We start from the raw sequence: 16219 nt of genomic DNA, 5'->3' as shown, positions 1-16219 counted from the left end.
TTCAAACATCCCCGGGTCGCAGCGCTAAGCCGCCGGCGATAACAAATGCCGATGGAAAATCGGGCAAAGGCGGCTGCATTTGGTCGAAGGCCGCAAGCGGCGACCACGGAATGAGGAAATCGGCCCGCCCGTCGGCCGGCTCGGGCAGCGAACTGCTGTAGTAGGCAACGTCGCCGGCAATATCGGGATAGTATTGACTTACCGCCGTGAGGAGATCGCCTTCGGCGTTCAGTTCATCGTGGTGTATCACTCCGCATTGAAAGGCCTGGCTTAGCGGAGATATCCATAGCCAGCTATCCGCCAGACGGTGCAGGAAAAGATGATTATCCTTAAGCCCGGCGGATCGCGCCATGCAGTGAATAGCGCAAGTTGAAACCTCAATCGCCTCAGGCAGTAAATCCGCATGCCGCAAACAGTCGAGCCAGTTATCCAATTCACGCCGCCGGGCCGCCGTAATCAGCAGCGTATCCGGCGTATGGGGATCCTCGCGATAGTCTATCGCCAATGAATCGCTGCCGATCGGCAGCTGACGGGCGGCCATCGCTTCGATGTACTCGTGGCGCTCCGCGCCTTGCAGCCGAGCGTCCGGCGCCGGAAAGCGCCGTTGCAACACAGACTGCGCGGGAAAACCGACCCGTAGGGAAATATGGCGGGGCAGCAGCCGGCGCCATTTTCGCAAGGCGCCACCCAGCGCTTCGGTATGGTGTAGACACCCCGCGCGCAGGGTGTCGCCCGGCAGCGGAAACTGCCACCAGCAGCGAAGCTGCCAGCCATAGCGACGGCGTTGAACCGCCAATGCGCGCATAAAACCGTTTTGTATATCCAACCCGACCCGCCAGATGCGATAAGCCATGTTTACCCCGATTTCCCGATCAGTTGTATCCACAGTGCTGGCTTACCTTTATACTAGCGCGCGATTGTTTATAAACCGTCCAAACGCTACTGAATGGAAAATCTCAGGTGAAGTTCGTAAAGTATCTACTCATCCTTGCAGTGACTTGCATCCTGCTGGGAGCAGCCTCGATATACGGTCTGTACCGCTATATCGAACCGCAGTTGCCCGATGTCGCCACGCTGAAAGACGTGCGCTTACAGACGCCTATGCAGGTATACAGCGCCGACGGCGAACTGATTGCGCAATTCGGCGAACACCGGCGCATTCCGCTGAAACTGGATCAAATCCCGCCGGTATTGGTGCAGGCGTTCATTGCCACTGAAGACAGCCGTTTCTATGAACACCACGGCGTCGATCCGGTAGGGATCATTCGCGCCGCGTCTATTGCGTTAACCTCCGGCCATGCATCCCAGGGGGCCAGCACCATTACGCAGCAGCTGGCGAGAAACTTTTTCCTTAGCCCGGAACGCACCCTGCTGCGTAAAATAAAGGAAGTTTTCCTGGCTATCCGTATTGAGCAACTCCTGACCAAAGATGAAATTCTTGAACTCTATCTGAACAAAATTTATCTCGGTTATCGCGCTTATGGCGTAGGGGCCGCCGCTCACGTTTACTTTGGCCGCCCGGTCGACCAGTTGACGCTGGGCGAAATGGCCATGATCGCCGGTCTGCCCAAGGCGCCCTCCACCTTCAACCCGCTCTACTCCTATGACCGCGCCATTGCCCGGCGTAATGTGGTTCTGGCGCGCATGAAAGATGAGAACTACATCACTCAGGCGCAATACGATGAGGCGCGCAGTGAAAAGCTGGAGGCGGACTACCACGCGCCGCAGATCGCCTTCTCCGCGCCTTATGTGGCGGAAATGGTGCGTCAGGAGATGATCGGCCGTTATGGCGATAACGCCTATAACGATGGCTACAAGGTCTACACCACGATCACCAGAAAATTGCAGATGGCCGCGCAGGACGCGCTGCGTAACAACGTTCTCGCCTATGATATGCGTCACGGCTACCGCGGTCCGACCGCCGTGCTGTGGAAAGTGGGCGAAAGCGCCTGGGATCGCGCCAGGATCGTCGCCGAACTGAAAAAACTGCCGGTTTACGGTCCGCTGTTTCCGGCCGTCGTCACCGCGGCCGATAGCGAGAAGGCCGTTGCGACGATGGCCGACGGCAGCAATATTTCATTGCCGATGGCGGGCATGCGCTGGGCGCGGCCTTATCGTTCCGATACGCAGCAAGGGCCGACGCCCAAGCGGGTTATCGACGTCGTGCAGACCGGCCAGCAAATATGGGTGAGAAAGGTCGATAACGACTGGTGGCTTGCTCAGGTGCCGGACGTGAACTCGGCGCTGGTGTCGCTCAATCCAAACAACGGCGCGATCGAAGCGCTGGTCGGCGGATTCGATTTCAACCAGAGTAAGTTTAACCGCGCCACGCAGGCGCTGCGTCAGTTGGGCTCCAACATCAAGCCCTTTCTCTATACCGCGGCGATGGACAAAGGCCTGACGCTCGCCACCATTCTCAATGACGTGCCGATCACGCGCTGGGATCCAGGCGCCGGTTCGGACTGGCGGCCGAAAAACTCGCCGGCCACTTACGACGGCCCGATCCGCCTGCGCCAGGGATTGGGACAGTCCAAAAACGTGGTGATGGTTCGCGCCATGCGGGCAATGGGCGTGGATTACGCCGCGGAGTATTTGCAGCGCTTCGGCTTCCCGAAACAAAACATCGTTCCGACGGAATCGCTGGCGCTGGGCGCGGCCTCCTTCACGCCGCTGCAGGTGGTGCGCGGCTACGCGGTTATGGCCAACGGGGGCTATCTGGTCGATCCCTATATCATCGCCAAAATCGAAACAGAAACCGGCGGCACCGTCTTTACCGCCGCGCCGAAAGTGGTTTGCGATACCTGCAATCTGCCGCTGGTGTACGGCGAGACGCGGCGCGACACGGCGCTGTCGGCGGACAGTATGGAAAATGTCGCGACATCCCGAGAAAATCCGGCGCCGGGCGCCTTGCCGCAGCCTCAGTTGGAGCCCGTCACGCCGCCGCTCGCGCAGCAAAATAGCCCGCAGCCCTATGCGCCGCACGTCATCAGCACTCCGCTGGCCTTCCTGATTAAAGACGCGCTTAACAGCAATATCTTTGGCGAACCGGGCTGGATGGGAACCGGCTGGCGTGCGGGGAAAGTGCTGAAACGCCATGATATCGGCGGTAAAACCGGTACGACGAACAGTTCCAAAGACGCCTGGTTCTCAGGCTACGGCCCGAATCTGGTGACTTCCGTTTGGATCGGTTTCGACGACCATCGGCGCGATTTAGGCACCAGCAGCGCATCCGGCGTGATTAAGGATCAGATCTCCGGATATGAAGGCGGCGCGAAAACGGCTCAGCCCGCCTGGGATGACTTTATGAAATCCGCGCTGGACGGCGTGCCGGAACAGGCGCTGACGCCGCCGCCCGGCATTGTCAGCGTGACGATCGACCGCAGCACCGGCAAGCTATCCAGCGGCGGGGGCAACAGCCGTTCCGAATATTTCATCGAGGGAACCCAGCCGACGGAATATGACGTGCATGAGGTCGGCACGACATTGATGGATAACGGACAAAGCGAAGAGCTGTTCTGATGGCGAATCAAACGTCTTAACGACACGCAAGGCGCAGATTCTGCGCCTTTTTTATTCATTTTTACTGATGCGATAACGGCATGAAATTTACCGGCGGCGCAGCCAATCCTGAGTTAAAAACAGGGCGCTAACGTTACGCGCTTCCCGGAAATCGGGTTCCTGCAGCAGCGACATCATATCGGCCAGCGGCCAACGCACCTTAGGCAGCGGTTCCGGTTCATCGCCTTCGCGACTCTGCGGATACAATCCCCGCGCGACGACGATATTCATCTGGCTGGAAAAATAGGACGGCGCCATCGTCAATGTCGCCAACAGTTCGAGCTGCTCCGCGCCGAACCCCGCCTCTTCCATCAGTTCCCGGTTCGCGGCCTCGAATACCGTCTCGCCGGGGTCAATCAGCCCTTTGGGAAATCCGAGTTCGTATTGCTCAATGCCGACGGCGTACTCACGGATCAGCACCAGCTCATCATTTATGATCGGCACAATCATCACCGCTTCCCGTCCGCTTGGGCGCATGCGCTCATATACCCGGCGGGCGCCGTTGCTGAACTCCAAATCAATGGATTCGACATTGAATAAGCGCGAACGCGCAACCGTTTCTACCTTGAGGATTTTAGGTTTTTGCAGGTTATGACTCATAATCGCCTCATAGAGAATTACGATCTGAACGACAACGTAGCCCAACCCGAATGATGATTTTATTTATACTCTTCATACTTCACGCTGCAGGGGCGTTGGCTTTGTTACTCGCTCCATCCGTGGGACTCGCCCCGTTGGGGCCGCCGCAGTGGCGTTTTTTTCCTGCAACTCGAATTATTTTGGGTATAGCTTCACCATAGATACGGCATGTCGATGAATGAAAAGCGATCGTTAATGCTCTTTTTTTATTTTGCTAAGATTTTTGACGTTGCTCACATTGTGCGTTAACAGCGCGCCGCGCTGCAACCGTCACAATTATTAATTTACTTGTTAATAACATTAGATACACATTATTAATATTGCCGAATTAAATAAAAAATAAAAAGTCAAGAATGCATTCCGAAAATCAGATTTTCCTCATTTTAGACACCCCGACTGGTTGTTACCATCTTCCCCTTACGTAGATAATTTCTGTTACTTTTTAGTTATTAAATTAATAAAACAAGACCATGCAGGTTATCATCGATTGTACAGCTTTGTTAACATTCACTATGCACAGGGAGTACGTCACGTTGGGATGGAGATGACATGAGCACAATATTTACCATATTGGCTATATTGCTTGCCTGTCTGCTCGCTATCGGAGGTTTCATTGGCTACCGTATGCGCCGGCGCCTGCCGTTCGTCGCGCCTCTCCCGGTGGAGCCAGCCTTGCTGCGTCAGCTAACTCCCGAAGAGCGCGCCGCCGTCGAGCACTACCTTGCCCAGGAACATCGCCTGCAGCCGACGCCTCTTGATATACCGAACGCTCAACCCAAACTGCCTCGATCGCTGCAAAGCAATCAGGTCTATCCGCTCACCCATACCATCACCCGCTACGGCCTGAGCACCGACGCCCAGAATAAGTGGCGATACTATATCGATACGCAGGAGATTCACCTGCCCCCTTGCTGGGAACAGTATATTACCGAGAAAAACAGCGTTGAGCTGATTAAAACCGCGTCTATTCCGCTGGTGATTTCGCTGAACGGACACTCGTTGGTGGAGTGCGTCAATAACAAAAATTATCAGATGGTTCCCGTTGCCGACAGCCCGATGCCGAACGCTTCCATTCGCCATGAAGAGAATGAGCATGCGGAACTGGTGAACATTCGCAAGGAGACCCGGGAAGAGCACGCCCTGCATCACGCAAAGGGGCTAAAAGAATCCGGCGTATTATGCCTGTCGTTTCTGCTGCTATTTATCAGCATTAATAGTCCGATAGCGCTGCTTCCCTGGTTCATCGGCACCGCCTCGCTGCTTGCCGCCTGGAGCCTCTGGCGGCTTTTTCGCGCCCCTTCGCAACAGGAGTTGCAAGACGTGCACTGCCTTTCCGGCGTACCGCAGGGGCTTGGTCTTTTCGGCGAATCGAATCAAGGGGAGCTCGGCAACGTCTCGCTAGGCAATATCGACCTGATTTATCCCCCCTACTGGAATCCGTACATCACCTATGATTTAGGGAAAAAAACCAATGTCGATATTTACCTTAATCATCAGGTCGTTCGTCAAGGAAAATACCTATCGCTGCATGACGAAGTAAAAAACTTTCCTCAGCAACGCTGGGGGAAGAATCTGATTCTCTCTTCCGGCGCGCTGCTCAGCCTGGTGCTGTTATTGGCCTATGTTCCCCTTGAACTGCCGATAAAGCTCAGCATGGCCTGGCTACAAGGCGCGCAGAATATCCAGGTCAATCAGGTCGATGAACTGGGCAAAATGCCGCTGCAAATCGGCGATACCCTGAAAGTTCAAGGAGTCGGGATGTGCTATGTCCCGGCGAATATCCACATTTCGGATAACGCGCCGTCCTATGCTTTTACGCCTTTTGATTGTTCGGCCATTTATTGGAATAAGGCCGCATCGTTGCCGCTGCCGGAATCCGAGATCATCGAAAAGACCTCGGCACTGCTGAAGACGGTGAATAATCAGTTGCACCCGCAGACCGAGGGGGAAGGCGAGGGCCAGGTCAACTCGCAGCTTGCCTCGGCCATTCAGAAGTCAGGCATGATCCTGTTGAATGACTTTTCGGACATCGTGCTGAAAACGCAAGATCTTTGCGAACAGGAGAAAGACTGTGTGCGCCTGAAAAACGCCCTGATCAACCTCGGCAACGTGAAGAACTGGGACACGCTGGTGAAACAGGCGCGCTCGGGGTCGCTTAAGGGCATGAACGTTCTGCTGCGGCCGGTCAGCGCGGAGACGCTGGAGTCCCTGGTCGACAGCGCCACGGACTATTTCTTCCGGCAGGAAGTCAACAACGCGGCGGATTCGCTCAATAGCCCTCCGCCGGGCGGATTTTTAATCCGCAGCGACGAAGGCCGCCAGTTCGTCAGCTACCCGTTGCCGATCGTCCCGTTGAGCGAATACCACGCCGCCGACCAGTGGAAAGAGCTTCAGCGGCTATCGTCTATGCTGCTGCACACGCCGTTTAGCGCGTCGGGCGTTATCACCAACCTCAGCACCGACGCCAACGGCACGCAGCATATCAGCCTGCATAGCGAACCCGACGTCATCACGCTGTGGCGCTATCTGGGCAGTTGCCTGCTGCTGCTGCTCTTCTCCATCACGCTGCTGGTCAACGCCGCGCTGTTGGCAATAAAAATCGGCAAGAGCAAACAGCGGATAGACAATATTCAACGCTACTACGCCGCTCTTTTCGGCTTGACGCCGTCGCTGGCGGACAGCCGGACGCGCCGGTTTTAAACATCGTTGAGCGCCGTTATTCCGACGAACCGCCGTTTTGATACGCCATATCCGCTTAAAGGGCGAATCTGCGCCGTACCGCGAAATATGGCGCGCCTACCCGGCAATCAGACTCTATCCGCGCGTTCGCCATCGGGAAATCATTCTGCATCCGGAGTATTGATATGAGTCCTCACGTTAACTGGCGCGACATTGATACCGTCATATTGGATATGGACGGCACGCTGCTCGATCTGGCCTTTGACAACTATTTTTGGCTACAGCTGGTGCCGCAGTCGCTCAGCGCTCAGCGCGGCATCACGCTTGAACAGGCGCGGCGGTTTATTACCGCGGAGTATCAGGCTGTGCAGCATACGATGAACTGGTACTGCTTCGATTACTGGAGTGAAAAACTGGGGCTGGATATCTATAAAATGACCACGGATATCGGCCCGCGCGCCCGTCTGAGAGCGGATACCGAGCCATTCCTAAGCGCCCTGCGCGCCAGCGGCAAGCGAACGATTCTGCTGACCAACGCGCATCCGCATGGCCTGGCGGTTAAAATTGAACACACCGGGCTAGACAGGCACCTTGATTTATTGCTTTCCACCCATATTTATGGATATCCGAAAGAGAATCAGCGGCTATGGCGGGCAGTGCGGCGGCAAACCGGTTTCGATCCGGAGAAAACGCTATTTGTCGATGACAGCGAACCCATTCTGGACGCCGCCAAAACTTTCGGTATCCGTTACTGCCTGGGCGTCAGCAATCCTGACTCCAGTCAGCGGGAAAAGTCATTCCGGCAGCATCCGTCAATAAATGACTATCTGGCGCTGTTACCGTCGTTACATCGATCGGTAAACTGCCGTTAATCAGAAGGGGTTATGATGAAATCGAGCGAAAACGCCGACCAGACGGTCCGTTTGGACAAATGGCTTTGGGCCGCCCGCTTCTATAAAACCCGGGCCATCGCCCGCGAAATGATTGACGGCGGCAAAGTGCACTACAATGGACAACGCGGCAAGCCCAGCAAAATGGTTGAACTGAATGCCGAAATCAAGCTTCGTCAGGGAAACGACGAGCGCACCGTCATCGTCTGCGCCCTCAGCGGACAACGCAGGACGGCGGCGGAAGCACAGGCGCTATATCGGGAAACCGCCGACAGTATCGAGAAACGGGAAAAACAGGCGCTGGCGCGAAAAATGAATGCGCTGACCATGCCGCACCCGGATCGTCGCCCTGACAAGAAAGAGCGGCGGGATCTGATTAAATTTAAATACAGCGATCGGGAATAAGCCCAAAAGATTTCAAGACACCGGCGGCCGACGCGCCGACGGCTTGAAAAATAAAGGGAATAACTGTCGCCACAGCGAGAGAAAACTATGTCCATCCATGACCAACTGCATCGTTACCTGTTCGAAAATCACGCCGTCCGCGGCGAACTGGTGACGGTCAGCGACACCTACCAACAGATTCTGGCGCATCACGACTATCCGGAGCCGGTGCAAAAATTGCTGGGAGAAATGCTGGTCGCCACCAGCCTGTTGACCGCCACATTAAAATTCAACGGCGATATCACCGTTCAGCTTCAGGGGGACGGCGCGCTGAAACTGGCCGTGATTAACGGCAACCATCAGCAGCAGATGCGCGGCGTAGCGCGTTTACAGGGCGAGATAGCGCCGGATAGCTCGCTCAAGGAGATGGTTGGCAACGGTTATCTGGTCATCACCATTACCCCGACGCAGGGCGAGCCGTACCAGGGCGTGGTCGGATTAGAGGGCGATACCGTCGCCGACTGCCTGGAAAACTACTTCCGGCAATCCGAGCAGCTCCCTACCCGGCTATTTATCCGTACCGGCCGGCATGACGACAAGATGGCCGCTGCGGGCATGCTGCTGCAGGTGCTGCCCGCACAAAACACCGGGGAAGACGATTTCGAACACCTGGCGCAGCTCACCGCCACGATCAAGTCGGAAGAGTTATTCACGCTGGCGGCTAACGACGTTCTCTATCGTCTCTACCATCAGGAAGAAGTGACGGTATACCCGCCTCAGCCGGTCAGGTTCCAATGCCACTGTTCGCGCGATCGTTGCGCAGCGGCATTAATGACGCTTGCCGATCGGGAAGTCGATGAGATGCTGGAGGAGGATGGCGAGATCGATATGCACTGCGACTACTGCGGCAATCACTATATCTTCAACGCCGAAGACGTGCGGGCGTTCAAACAGCACAACGCCCCGAACCAGCTGCATTAATCCCGTCGCGGGTACGGCCTCGTACCCGCCGATTTTGCGCCTATAAAGACCACAGAATTTTATCCTGCCCGGCTATACAACATTTTGAATAAGCAAAGTTATTAATTAATTTATTGAATTTTATGATTGTCATCGCGGTTAAAATACACTCGCGCTCTACAATAATAGCAATACAACTCTACGTACCCGATAAATTTCAAGATGCATACGCGAAAATGAAAATAAGGGGCATAACCATTGAGGAGTAGCAACATGCGGTTCAACGGCGTAACACCAAAGGTTCTTTCGTCCTATGGAATCCAGGATGTCGGCGATATTGTCTACAACCCCAGCTATGACTTGCTTTTTCAAGAAGAAACTTCCCCAGCCCTGCAAGGTTATGAACGCGGCATAGAAACCCGGCTCGGCGCTGTGGCCGTCGACACCGGCATTTTTACCGGCCGCTCCCCAAAAGATAAATACATCGTGCGCGATGACGTCACCCGCGACAGCGTTTGGTGGGCGGATCAGGGAAAAGGGAAAAACGATAACCATCCCCTGAGTCAGGAAACCTGGACGCACCTCAAACAGCTCGTCACCAGGCAGCTTTCGGGAAAACGCCTGTTTATCGTTGACGCGTTCTGCGGCGCCAACCCCGATAGCCGGCTGAAAGTGCGTTTTATTACCGAAGTCGCCTGGCAGGCGCACTTTGTGAAAAATATGTTTATCCGCCCAAGCGATGAAGAGTTGCAGAATTTTTCCCCTGATTTCATCGTGATGAACGGCGCGAAGTGCACCAACCCGCAATGGCGGGAGCAGGGACTGAACTCCGAAAACTTCGTCGCCTTTAACCTGACGGAACGTATTCAACTGATTGGCGGCACCTGGTACGGCGGCGAAATGAAAAAAGGGATGTTCTCCATCATGAACTACCTGCTGCCGCTGCAGGGCATCGCCTCTATGCACTGTTCGGCCAACGTGGGCGAACGGGGCGACGTCGCCGTCTTTTTCGGCCTTTCGGGCACCGGTAAAACTACCCTCTCCACCGATCCCAAACGCCAGCTGATCGGCGATGACGAGCACGGCTGGGACGACGACGGCGTCTTCAACTTTGAAGGCGGCTGCTACGCGAAAACCATCAAACTTTCCAAAGAAGCGGAACCGGACATTTACGGCGCCATCAGGCGCGACGCGCTGCTGGAAAACGTCACCGTCCTGGCCGACGGCACGGTCGATTTCAACGACGGTTCAAAAACCGAAAATACCCGCGTTTCCTATCCGATCTACCATATCCATAATATCGTCAAACCCGTATCCAAGGCCGGGCACGCCACAAAAGTGATTTTCCTGACGGCGGACGCATTCGGCGTTCTGCCGCCGGTATCCCGCCTGACGTCGGACCAAACGCAATACCATTTCCTGTCCGGCTTCACCGCTAAGCTGGCGGGAACGGAACGCGGCGTCACCGAACCTACGCCGACCTTCTCCGCCTGCTTCGGCGCGGCGTTCCTGTCGCTGCATCCCACGCAATACGCGGAAGTGCTGGTGAAACGTATGAAAGCGTCGGGCGCTCAGGCCTATCTGGTCAATACCGGCTGGAACGGCACAGGAAAACGTATCTCGCTGAAAGATACGCGCGGAATTATCGACGCCATCCTGAGCGGCGCCATCGACGACGCGGAAATGCAGACGCTGCCGATCTTCGATCTGGCGATGCCCAAGTCATTGCCAGGCGTCGACTCCGATATTCTCGATCCGCGCGCTACCTACGCCGATCGCGCGCAGTGGCAGGAGAAAGCGGAAGATCTGGCGCGGCGCTTTATCACCAACTTTGATAAATACACCGATGCGCCCGCGGGCGCCGCGCTGGTTGCCGCCGGGCCCAAGCTGTAACCCGGCGTTAATCACCAGAGAGGCGCGGAACCCGCGCCTCTTTTTTTATGCTTTCTTTTTATGCCTTCGCTGAACCGGCGTGGGCATCGGCGGGCTCAAGCAGCAGCGGCAAATAGGCGCGAACGCACAGCCCGCCGCGTTCGCTGGCGCCGACATCCAGTACGCCGTCATGGGCATCGACGATGCGCTGCACAATCGCCAGCCCTAACCCGGTGCCGCTGGTGCTGCGCGCGCTGTCGCCCCGGACAAAGGGCTGGAAAAGATGTTGAAGCTGGGCGGGATCGATTCCCGGACCGTCATCCTCCACCTGGAACCAGACGCGCTGCAGCTCCCGGCCGGTGCTGACCTTTATCCAGCCGTTGCCGTAACGCGCGGCGTTCACCACCAGATTCAGCGCGGCGCGCTTAATCGACAGCGGGCTGACGCAAACCGGCAGCTCGCCGTCGACGAACTCGCTGTCGATCTGACGTTCATACCCGCTTTCATCGGCCACCACCTCGCCCATAATGGCATTGAGGTCGGCCACTTCCGTCTGCATCTCCTGGCCGGTGCGCAAATAGTCGATGAACTGTTCAATAATCGCATTGCACTCTTCAATGTCTTTATTGATGGACTCCGCCAGATAGTCATCGTTTTTGTTCATCATTTCCGTCGCCAGACGGATGCGCGTCAGCGGCGTGCGCAGATCGTGGCTGACTCCCGCCATCAGCAGGGTGCGGTCGTCGGCCAGCAGCTTCACGCCGGACGCCATCTGGTTAAAGGCGCGGGTCACCGAACGCACTTCCGAGGCGCCATACTCGCGCAACGGCGGCGGAATAATCCCTTTCCCCACCTGTAAAGCCGCGTGCTCCAGCTCGACCAACGGACGGTTCTGTACGCGGATAAACAGCCAGGCGCCGCCGATCACCAGCAGCATGATCGCCAGCGTGTAACGGAAAAGCGGGGAAAAATCCCCCTGGTGAATTTCGGTTAACGGCACCCGCACCCAGATATCCGGCGACAGCCAGGTTTTCAGCCACACCACCGGGGTATTTTTGCTCACCTCGACGCGCACATCGGTCGGGCCACCCAGCTGCTGCGCCATCTGTTGGCTCAAAAACTTGTAATGCTGGGCCCAGCGCAGGCCGCTCTCCTCCGCCGCGGCATTGGTATATAACGAAATACCCAGTTCGCGGTAAATCTCACGCCGAAACGCCGGCGGCACCTCCAGCGTGGTGCCATCCTCCAATTGCAGGCTATCGGTCATCAGCATTCTTACTTCGTAAGCCAGCACCTTATTAAACTGCTGTAGACTCGGCAAAATAGCGAAGTTAAGCACCACCAGGTAGGTGGTCACCAGGCTGACGAACAATAGCGTGACAATCAGCAATAACGTCCGGGCAAATGCGCTGCGCGGAGAGAAGCGCCATCGCCTCATGCTTTACTGCCGTCCGGTACAAAGACGTAGCCCAAGCCCCAAACCGTTTGGATATAGCGCGGGTGCGCCGGATCTTCTTCCACCATGCGGCGTAAACGAGAAATTTGTACGTCGATGGAACGCTCCATCGCGCTGTATTCGCGGCCGCGCGCCAGATTCATCAGCTTATCGCGCGACAAGGGTTCACGCGGATGGCTTACCAGCGCTTTAAGCACGGCAAACTCACCGCTGGTTAACGGCATCGGCTCGTCATCGCGGAACATTTCGCGCGTGCCCAGGTTCAGCTTGAACTTGCCGAATGCGATGATAGCCTCTTCCTGCGACGGCGCGCCCGGCAGTTCATTGGCCTGGCGACGCAGCACCGCGCGAATGCGGGCCAGCAGCTCGCGCGGGTTAAACGGTTTGGGAATATAGTCATCCGCGCCGATCTCCAGACCGACGATACGGTCGACCTCTTCCCCTTTCGCCGTCACCATGATGATGGGCATGGGGTTACTTTGACTGCGCAGACGGCGACAGATAGACAGACCATCCTCACCCGGCAGCATCAGGTCCAGCACCATCAGGTGAAAGGACTCACGGGTCAATAAACGATCCATCTGTTCAGCATTGGCAACGCTACGTACCTGAAAACCCTGTTCGGTCAGATAACGTTCTAACAGCGCACGCAAACGCATGTCGTCATCCACAACCAGAATTTTATAGTTCTCTTGCATTCTCTTTCTCCAAAGGCGTAATAGCCGCCGATGCCGCTATTGTTCAGAAACACACGAATGACTGACAGTCGTTTCTGGTATACATTCTAGGCGAAATTGTTACAAAGCATATTAAAATTCGTGTAATCAATCATTTCCTGCGCCTGCCGGCCGCCAAACGGCGGGCGAAGCATGACGATTATAGTAACCTCGCCGCGCGTAAAAAGACGTTATGGCGCGGCAAAAAAAGAATAAAGATAACGCGGGAAAATATTGCCGCCGGCGCCGGGGCGGCGGCGAGGAAGGCAGATGCTCGGCCCGTCAAGCGCCCGCCGTCGGTTGGAAACGGCGACACGCGTTTTTTAGGGAAACAGACGCTTTTTCATAAAAATCGTTTGGATAACCCTTTTTTGCCCACAGACTACTCAACATCCGGCGGTATAGGGACGCGCGTAGCGCCAGCCTTTTTATTATCCGGGAGCTTGGCGCGTCGTTTATCGCTTAACATAATCAATCGCGTTGACGAACCACTCGCGCGGGCCGTCCGGCGTATTGACGATGAACTCCTCGTCGACCGCCTTTTTCAGCGCCGCGCGCGCCATCGGCGAATCGATAGAAATATACTCTTTATTGTCGCCGTAGATTTCGTCCGGGCCGACGATCCGAAAGCGCTTCACCTCGCCCTCCTCATTCTCGATTTCCACCCAGGCGCCGAAAAACACCTTGCCGTCCTGCTGGGGGGAATAGTCGACGATCTTCAACTCCGTCAGGCATTTTCTGAGATAGCGCAGGCGCCTGTCGATCTGGCGCAGCAGGCGTTTATTGTAGGTATAGTCGGCGTTTTCGGAGCGATCGCCCAGGCTCGCCGCCCAAGAGACGATTCTGGTGATTTCCGGGCGCTTTACATTCCAGAGATGATCATGCTCGGCCCGCAGTTTATTGTACCCCTCGCGGGTAATCAGATTGGTTTTCACATCGGTCACTCCGTCCGTCTCTTGGCGCGGCATGCCGTTCAGCAGCACGTCCGCGCGCAAAAAAAACTATTTTCATTACACAACATTACAATTCTGGCCAATAATCTATCAACAGACATAAATATGTCATTTCTATCCCGTACTTTTAGCCACGGAGAGCTACGGAGAACGATTTATGTTTAGCTTAGACGCCATTCTGCAAGATCTTGCCCCGCATCGCCATACGCCGCCCTGGCAGAAAACCGTATTGCGTTCTCTGCTATTTGAAAATGAAATCCAGCAATTCTCTCAACGCTACCCCCATTTAAAAGGGCTCGACCTGGTTGAACAGATCCTCGATCACTTTCACTTCAACTGCGAAATGGTCGACGGCGATTTAGAAAATATTCCCAGTCAGGGACCGGTAGTGCTGGTGGCGAATCATCCGATCGGTTCGCTCGACGGCCTGGCGCTGCTGCGCACCGTCGCCAGCGTCAGGCCCGATGTGCGCATCGTCGCCAGCCAGCTGCTCTCTTACGTTGAACCGCTGAAAAACCTGTTCTTCTCGGTGGATAATTTCAATAACCGCACCAAACGCCAGCAAATCACCGCGATACAGCAGCACCTCGGGCACGACGGCGCGATAATCGTTTTCCCCGCCGGCGAAGTGTCCAGAATCAGCCTAAAGGGGATCCGCGACGGCCACTGGCACAGCGGTTTTATCCGCATGGCCGCCAAAGCGCGCGCGCCGATCGTCCCGATACACGTCAGCGGGCGCAACAGCGCCCTGTTTTATCTCTCCTCCCTTATTTACCGGCCGCTTTCAACGCTGCTGCTGGTCAGGGAGATGTTTCATCATGCCGGGCACAAGCTCAAAATCCGCATCGGCGCGCGCATTCCCTACGCCAGCTGGAGCCAGGGCAACCTACAAACCAACGATCTGGCGGCGCGTTTCCGCCGCCATGTTTATCGGCTGGGACAAGAGAAACCCGGCTGCTTTTCCGGAGAAAGATCTATCGCGCTGGCCGAGGATCGCGTGCTGTTAAAGCATGCGCTGGCCGATTGCGAAACATTGGGCACCACGCCCGACGGCAAAAAAGTCTATCTGTATCGCCGGGGCGAAGAGGATTATTCGCCGCTGCTGCGCGAGCTGGGGCGGCTGCGGGAGATCGCGTTTCGCGCGGTGGGCGAAGGTTCGGGCCAACGGCGGGATCTGGACAGTTATGATGACGACTACCTGCATCTGATCCTGTGGGATGAGAGCGAACTGGAAATCGTCGGCGCCTATCGCTTTATTCCAACGGCGGAGCAAATCGCCCGCAAGGGTAAAAATGGCCTGTACAGCCACAGTCTGTTCCATTATGGCGAAGAGATGAACCCGATACTGGCATCCGGCATCGAACTTGGGCGCAGCTTCATTCAACCCAAATATTGGGGCAAACGGGGGCTGGATTACCTCTGGCTGGGCATCGGCGCCTATCTGGCGCGCTATCCCCAGTGCCGCTATCTGTTTGGCCCGGTATCCCTGTCCGGCACGCTGCCGCCAACGGCGCGGGATCTGCTGATCGCCTTTTACCGGCTGCACTTTGCTCCCAGCCAGCAGTTGGCGCACTCGCGCCGCCCTTATCCGGCGTCGCTGCCCGATGTGCTGCAGCAGTTTGAAGGGGTTGATTACCAGCAGGATTTAACCCGCCTGAAAAGTATGCTCAGCAATATGGGATGCGGCATTCCGACCCTGTACAAACAGTATTCGGAACTCTGTGAACATGGCGGAGTGCAGTTCGTTGATTTCGGTATCGATCCGGATTTCAATAACTGCATCGACGGGCTGGTGCTAGTCGATCTTCAGCAGCTCAAGTCCTCCCGCTATCAGCGTTATATCGCGCCTTTCGTCCAGGCCAACGACGCCGCCGCTACGCAGGGGAAAGATTAAAAGACCGACGCCTCGGCGAGCCTAACCGAGCGTCAGGTTAGGCTCGGCCGAACGCGGTTCCCTGTCGCCGGACGCCGTCGGCCCGCGCGCTGTTCATCCGTTCGAAACGCGCCGGAAAAATCATAACAACATCGGTTCACAATTTTACCGTCCCGCTATCCCTCCCATTGAGCTTAATGCGTGTATGCTTTTTTTGTGTAGCGATTCGCGATCGGCAA

12 protein-coding genes are annotated in these 16219 nt (G+C 56.0%); 7 read left to right on the top strand and 5 right to left on the bottom strand.

What is annotated here, in order from left to right:
- Position 1: 1 nt before the first annotated feature.
- The gene (gene pilM / locus VSX58_RS14665) at positions 2 to 853 is read right to left on the bottom strand and encodes a type IV pilus biogenesis protein PilM (RefSeq protein ID WP_327618776.1); all 852 of its coding nucleotides are present in this window, start codon (positions 851 to 853) and stop codon (positions 2 to 4) included.
- 107 nt (positions 854 to 960) lie between these two features.
- Here pilM and mrcA point away from each other — a divergent pair, with 107 nt between their 5' ends.
- A complete protein-coding gene (mrcA, locus tag VSX58_RS14660; RefSeq protein ID WP_327618740.1) occupies positions 961 to 3519 on the top strand; it encodes a peptidoglycan glycosyltransferase/peptidoglycan DD-transpeptidase MrcA in 2559 nt (852 codons plus the stop codon).
- An 87-nt stretch (positions 3520 to 3606) separates the two neighbouring features.
- Here mrcA and nudE read toward each other — a convergent pair whose 3' ends face one another.
- On the bottom strand, positions 3607 to 4158 hold the full coding sequence (nudE, locus tag VSX58_RS14655) for an ADP compounds hydrolase NudE (RefSeq protein WP_327618739.1): 552 nt from the start codon (positions 4156 to 4158) through the stop codon (positions 3607 to 3609).
- A 588-nt stretch (positions 4159 to 4746) separates the two neighbouring features.
- Between nudE and VSX58_RS14650 the strand changes: the two genes are divergently transcribed.
- The 5 genes from VSX58_RS14650 to pckA all read left to right on the top strand — a co-directional run bounded on the left by VSX58_RS14650 (position 4747) and on the right by pckA (position 11003).
- The gene (locus VSX58_RS14650) at positions 4747 to 6897 is read left to right on the top strand and encodes an intracellular growth attenuator family protein (RefSeq protein ID WP_327618738.1); all 2151 of its coding nucleotides are present in this window, start codon (positions 4747 to 4749) and stop codon (positions 6895 to 6897) included.
- Between the two features lie 164 nt (positions 6898 to 7061).
- Positions 7062 to 7748, top strand: coding sequence for a GMP/IMP nucleotidase (gene yrfG / locus VSX58_RS14645; RefSeq protein ID WP_327618737.1), 687 nt, complete (start codon positions 7062 to 7064; stop codon positions 7746 to 7748).
- Positions 7749 to 7760: 12 nt separating this feature from the next.
- Positions 7761 to 8171, top strand: a complete 411-nt coding sequence (gene hslR / locus VSX58_RS14640) for a ribosome-associated heat shock protein Hsp15 (RefSeq protein ID WP_327613795.1) — start codon at positions 7761 to 7763, stop codon at positions 8169 to 8171.
- A gap of 87 nt (positions 8172 to 8258) precedes the next feature.
- Positions 8259 to 9131, top strand: coding sequence for an Hsp33 family molecular chaperone HslO (gene hslO, locus VSX58_RS14635; protein ID WP_327618736.1), 873 nt, complete (start codon positions 8259 to 8261; stop codon positions 9129 to 9131).
- A 252-nt stretch (positions 9132 to 9383) separates the two neighbouring features.
- Complete coding sequence (pckA, locus tag VSX58_RS14630; RefSeq protein ID WP_327618735.1) at positions 9384 to 11003, top strand: phosphoenolpyruvate carboxykinase (ATP); 1620 nt, start codon at positions 9384 to 9386, stop codon at positions 11001 to 11003.
- Between the two features lie 58 nt (positions 11004 to 11061).
- On the opposite strand, the gene envZ is transcribed toward pckA, so the two are convergent.
- From envZ to greB, 3 genes are all read right to left on the bottom strand, one after another.
- Positions 11062 to 12420, bottom strand: a complete 1359-nt coding sequence (gene envZ, locus VSX58_RS14625) for a two-component system sensor histidine kinase EnvZ (RefSeq protein ID WP_327618734.1) — start codon at positions 12418 to 12420, stop codon at positions 11062 to 11064.
- Positions 12417 to 13136: an osmolarity response regulator transcription factor OmpR gene (gene ompR / locus VSX58_RS14620; RefSeq protein WP_005969424.1), complete on the bottom strand. Its 720-nt coding sequence runs from the start codon at positions 13134 to 13136 to the stop codon at positions 12417 to 12419. The genes envZ and ompR overlap by 4 nt, the downstream gene beginning before the upstream one ends.
- A 473-nt stretch (positions 13137 to 13609) precedes the next feature.
- Complete coding sequence (greB, locus tag VSX58_RS14615) at positions 13610 to 14089, bottom strand: transcription elongation factor GreB (RefSeq protein WP_327618775.1); 480 nt, start codon at positions 14087 to 14089, stop codon at positions 13610 to 13612.
- A 175-nt stretch (positions 14090 to 14264) separates the two neighbouring features.
- Between greB and VSX58_RS14610 the strand changes: the two genes are divergently transcribed.
- A complete protein-coding gene (locus VSX58_RS14610; protein WP_327618733.1) occupies positions 14265 to 16001 on the top strand; it encodes a lysophospholipid acyltransferase family protein in 1737 nt (578 codons plus the stop codon).
- Positions 16002 to 16219 lie beyond the last annotated feature (218 nt).

The organism is Brenneria populi (assembly GCF_036016195.1).
Taxonomy (GTDB): domain Bacteria; phylum Pseudomonadota; class Gammaproteobacteria; order Enterobacterales; family Enterobacteriaceae; genus Brenneria; species Brenneria populi.
Note: the sequence above shows the minus strand (reverse complement) of the source record. Positions and strands in the feature narration are given on the sequence as shown.

Coding starts and splice junctions, on each gene's coding strand:
- pilM (WP_327618776.1), bottom strand. CDS start 853: ATGGCTTATCGCATCTGGCGGGTCGGGTTGGATATACAAAACGGTTTT.
- nudE (WP_327618739.1), bottom strand. CDS start 4,158: ATGAGTCATAACCTGCAAAAACCTAAAATCCTCAAGGTAGAAACGGTT.
- VSX58_RS14650 (WP_327618738.1), top strand. CDS start 4,747: ATGAGCACAATATTTACCATATTGGCTATATTGCTTGCCTGTCTGCTC.
- yrfG (WP_327618737.1), top strand. CDS start 7,062: ATGAGTCCTCACGTTAACTGGCGCGACATTGATACCGTCATATTGGAT.
- hslR (WP_327613795.1), top strand. CDS start 7,761: ATGATGAAATCGAGCGAAAACGCCGACCAGACGGTCCGTTTGGACAAA.
- hslO (WP_327618736.1), top strand. CDS start 8,259: ATGTCCATCCATGACCAACTGCATCGTTACCTGTTCGAAAATCACGCC.
- pckA (WP_327618735.1), top strand. CDS start 9,384: ATGCGGTTCAACGGCGTAACACCAAAGGTTCTTTCGTCCTATGGAATC.
- envZ (WP_327618734.1), bottom strand. CDS start 12,420: ATGAGGCGATGGCGCTTCTCTCCGCGCAGCGCATTTGCCCGGACGTTA.
- ompR (WP_005969424.1), bottom strand. CDS start 13,136: ATGCAAGAGAACTATAAAATTCTGGTTGTGGATGACGACATGCGTTTG.
- VSX58_RS14610 (WP_327618733.1), top strand. CDS start 14,265: ATGTTTAGCTTAGACGCCATTCTGCAAGATCTTGCCCCGCATCGCCAT.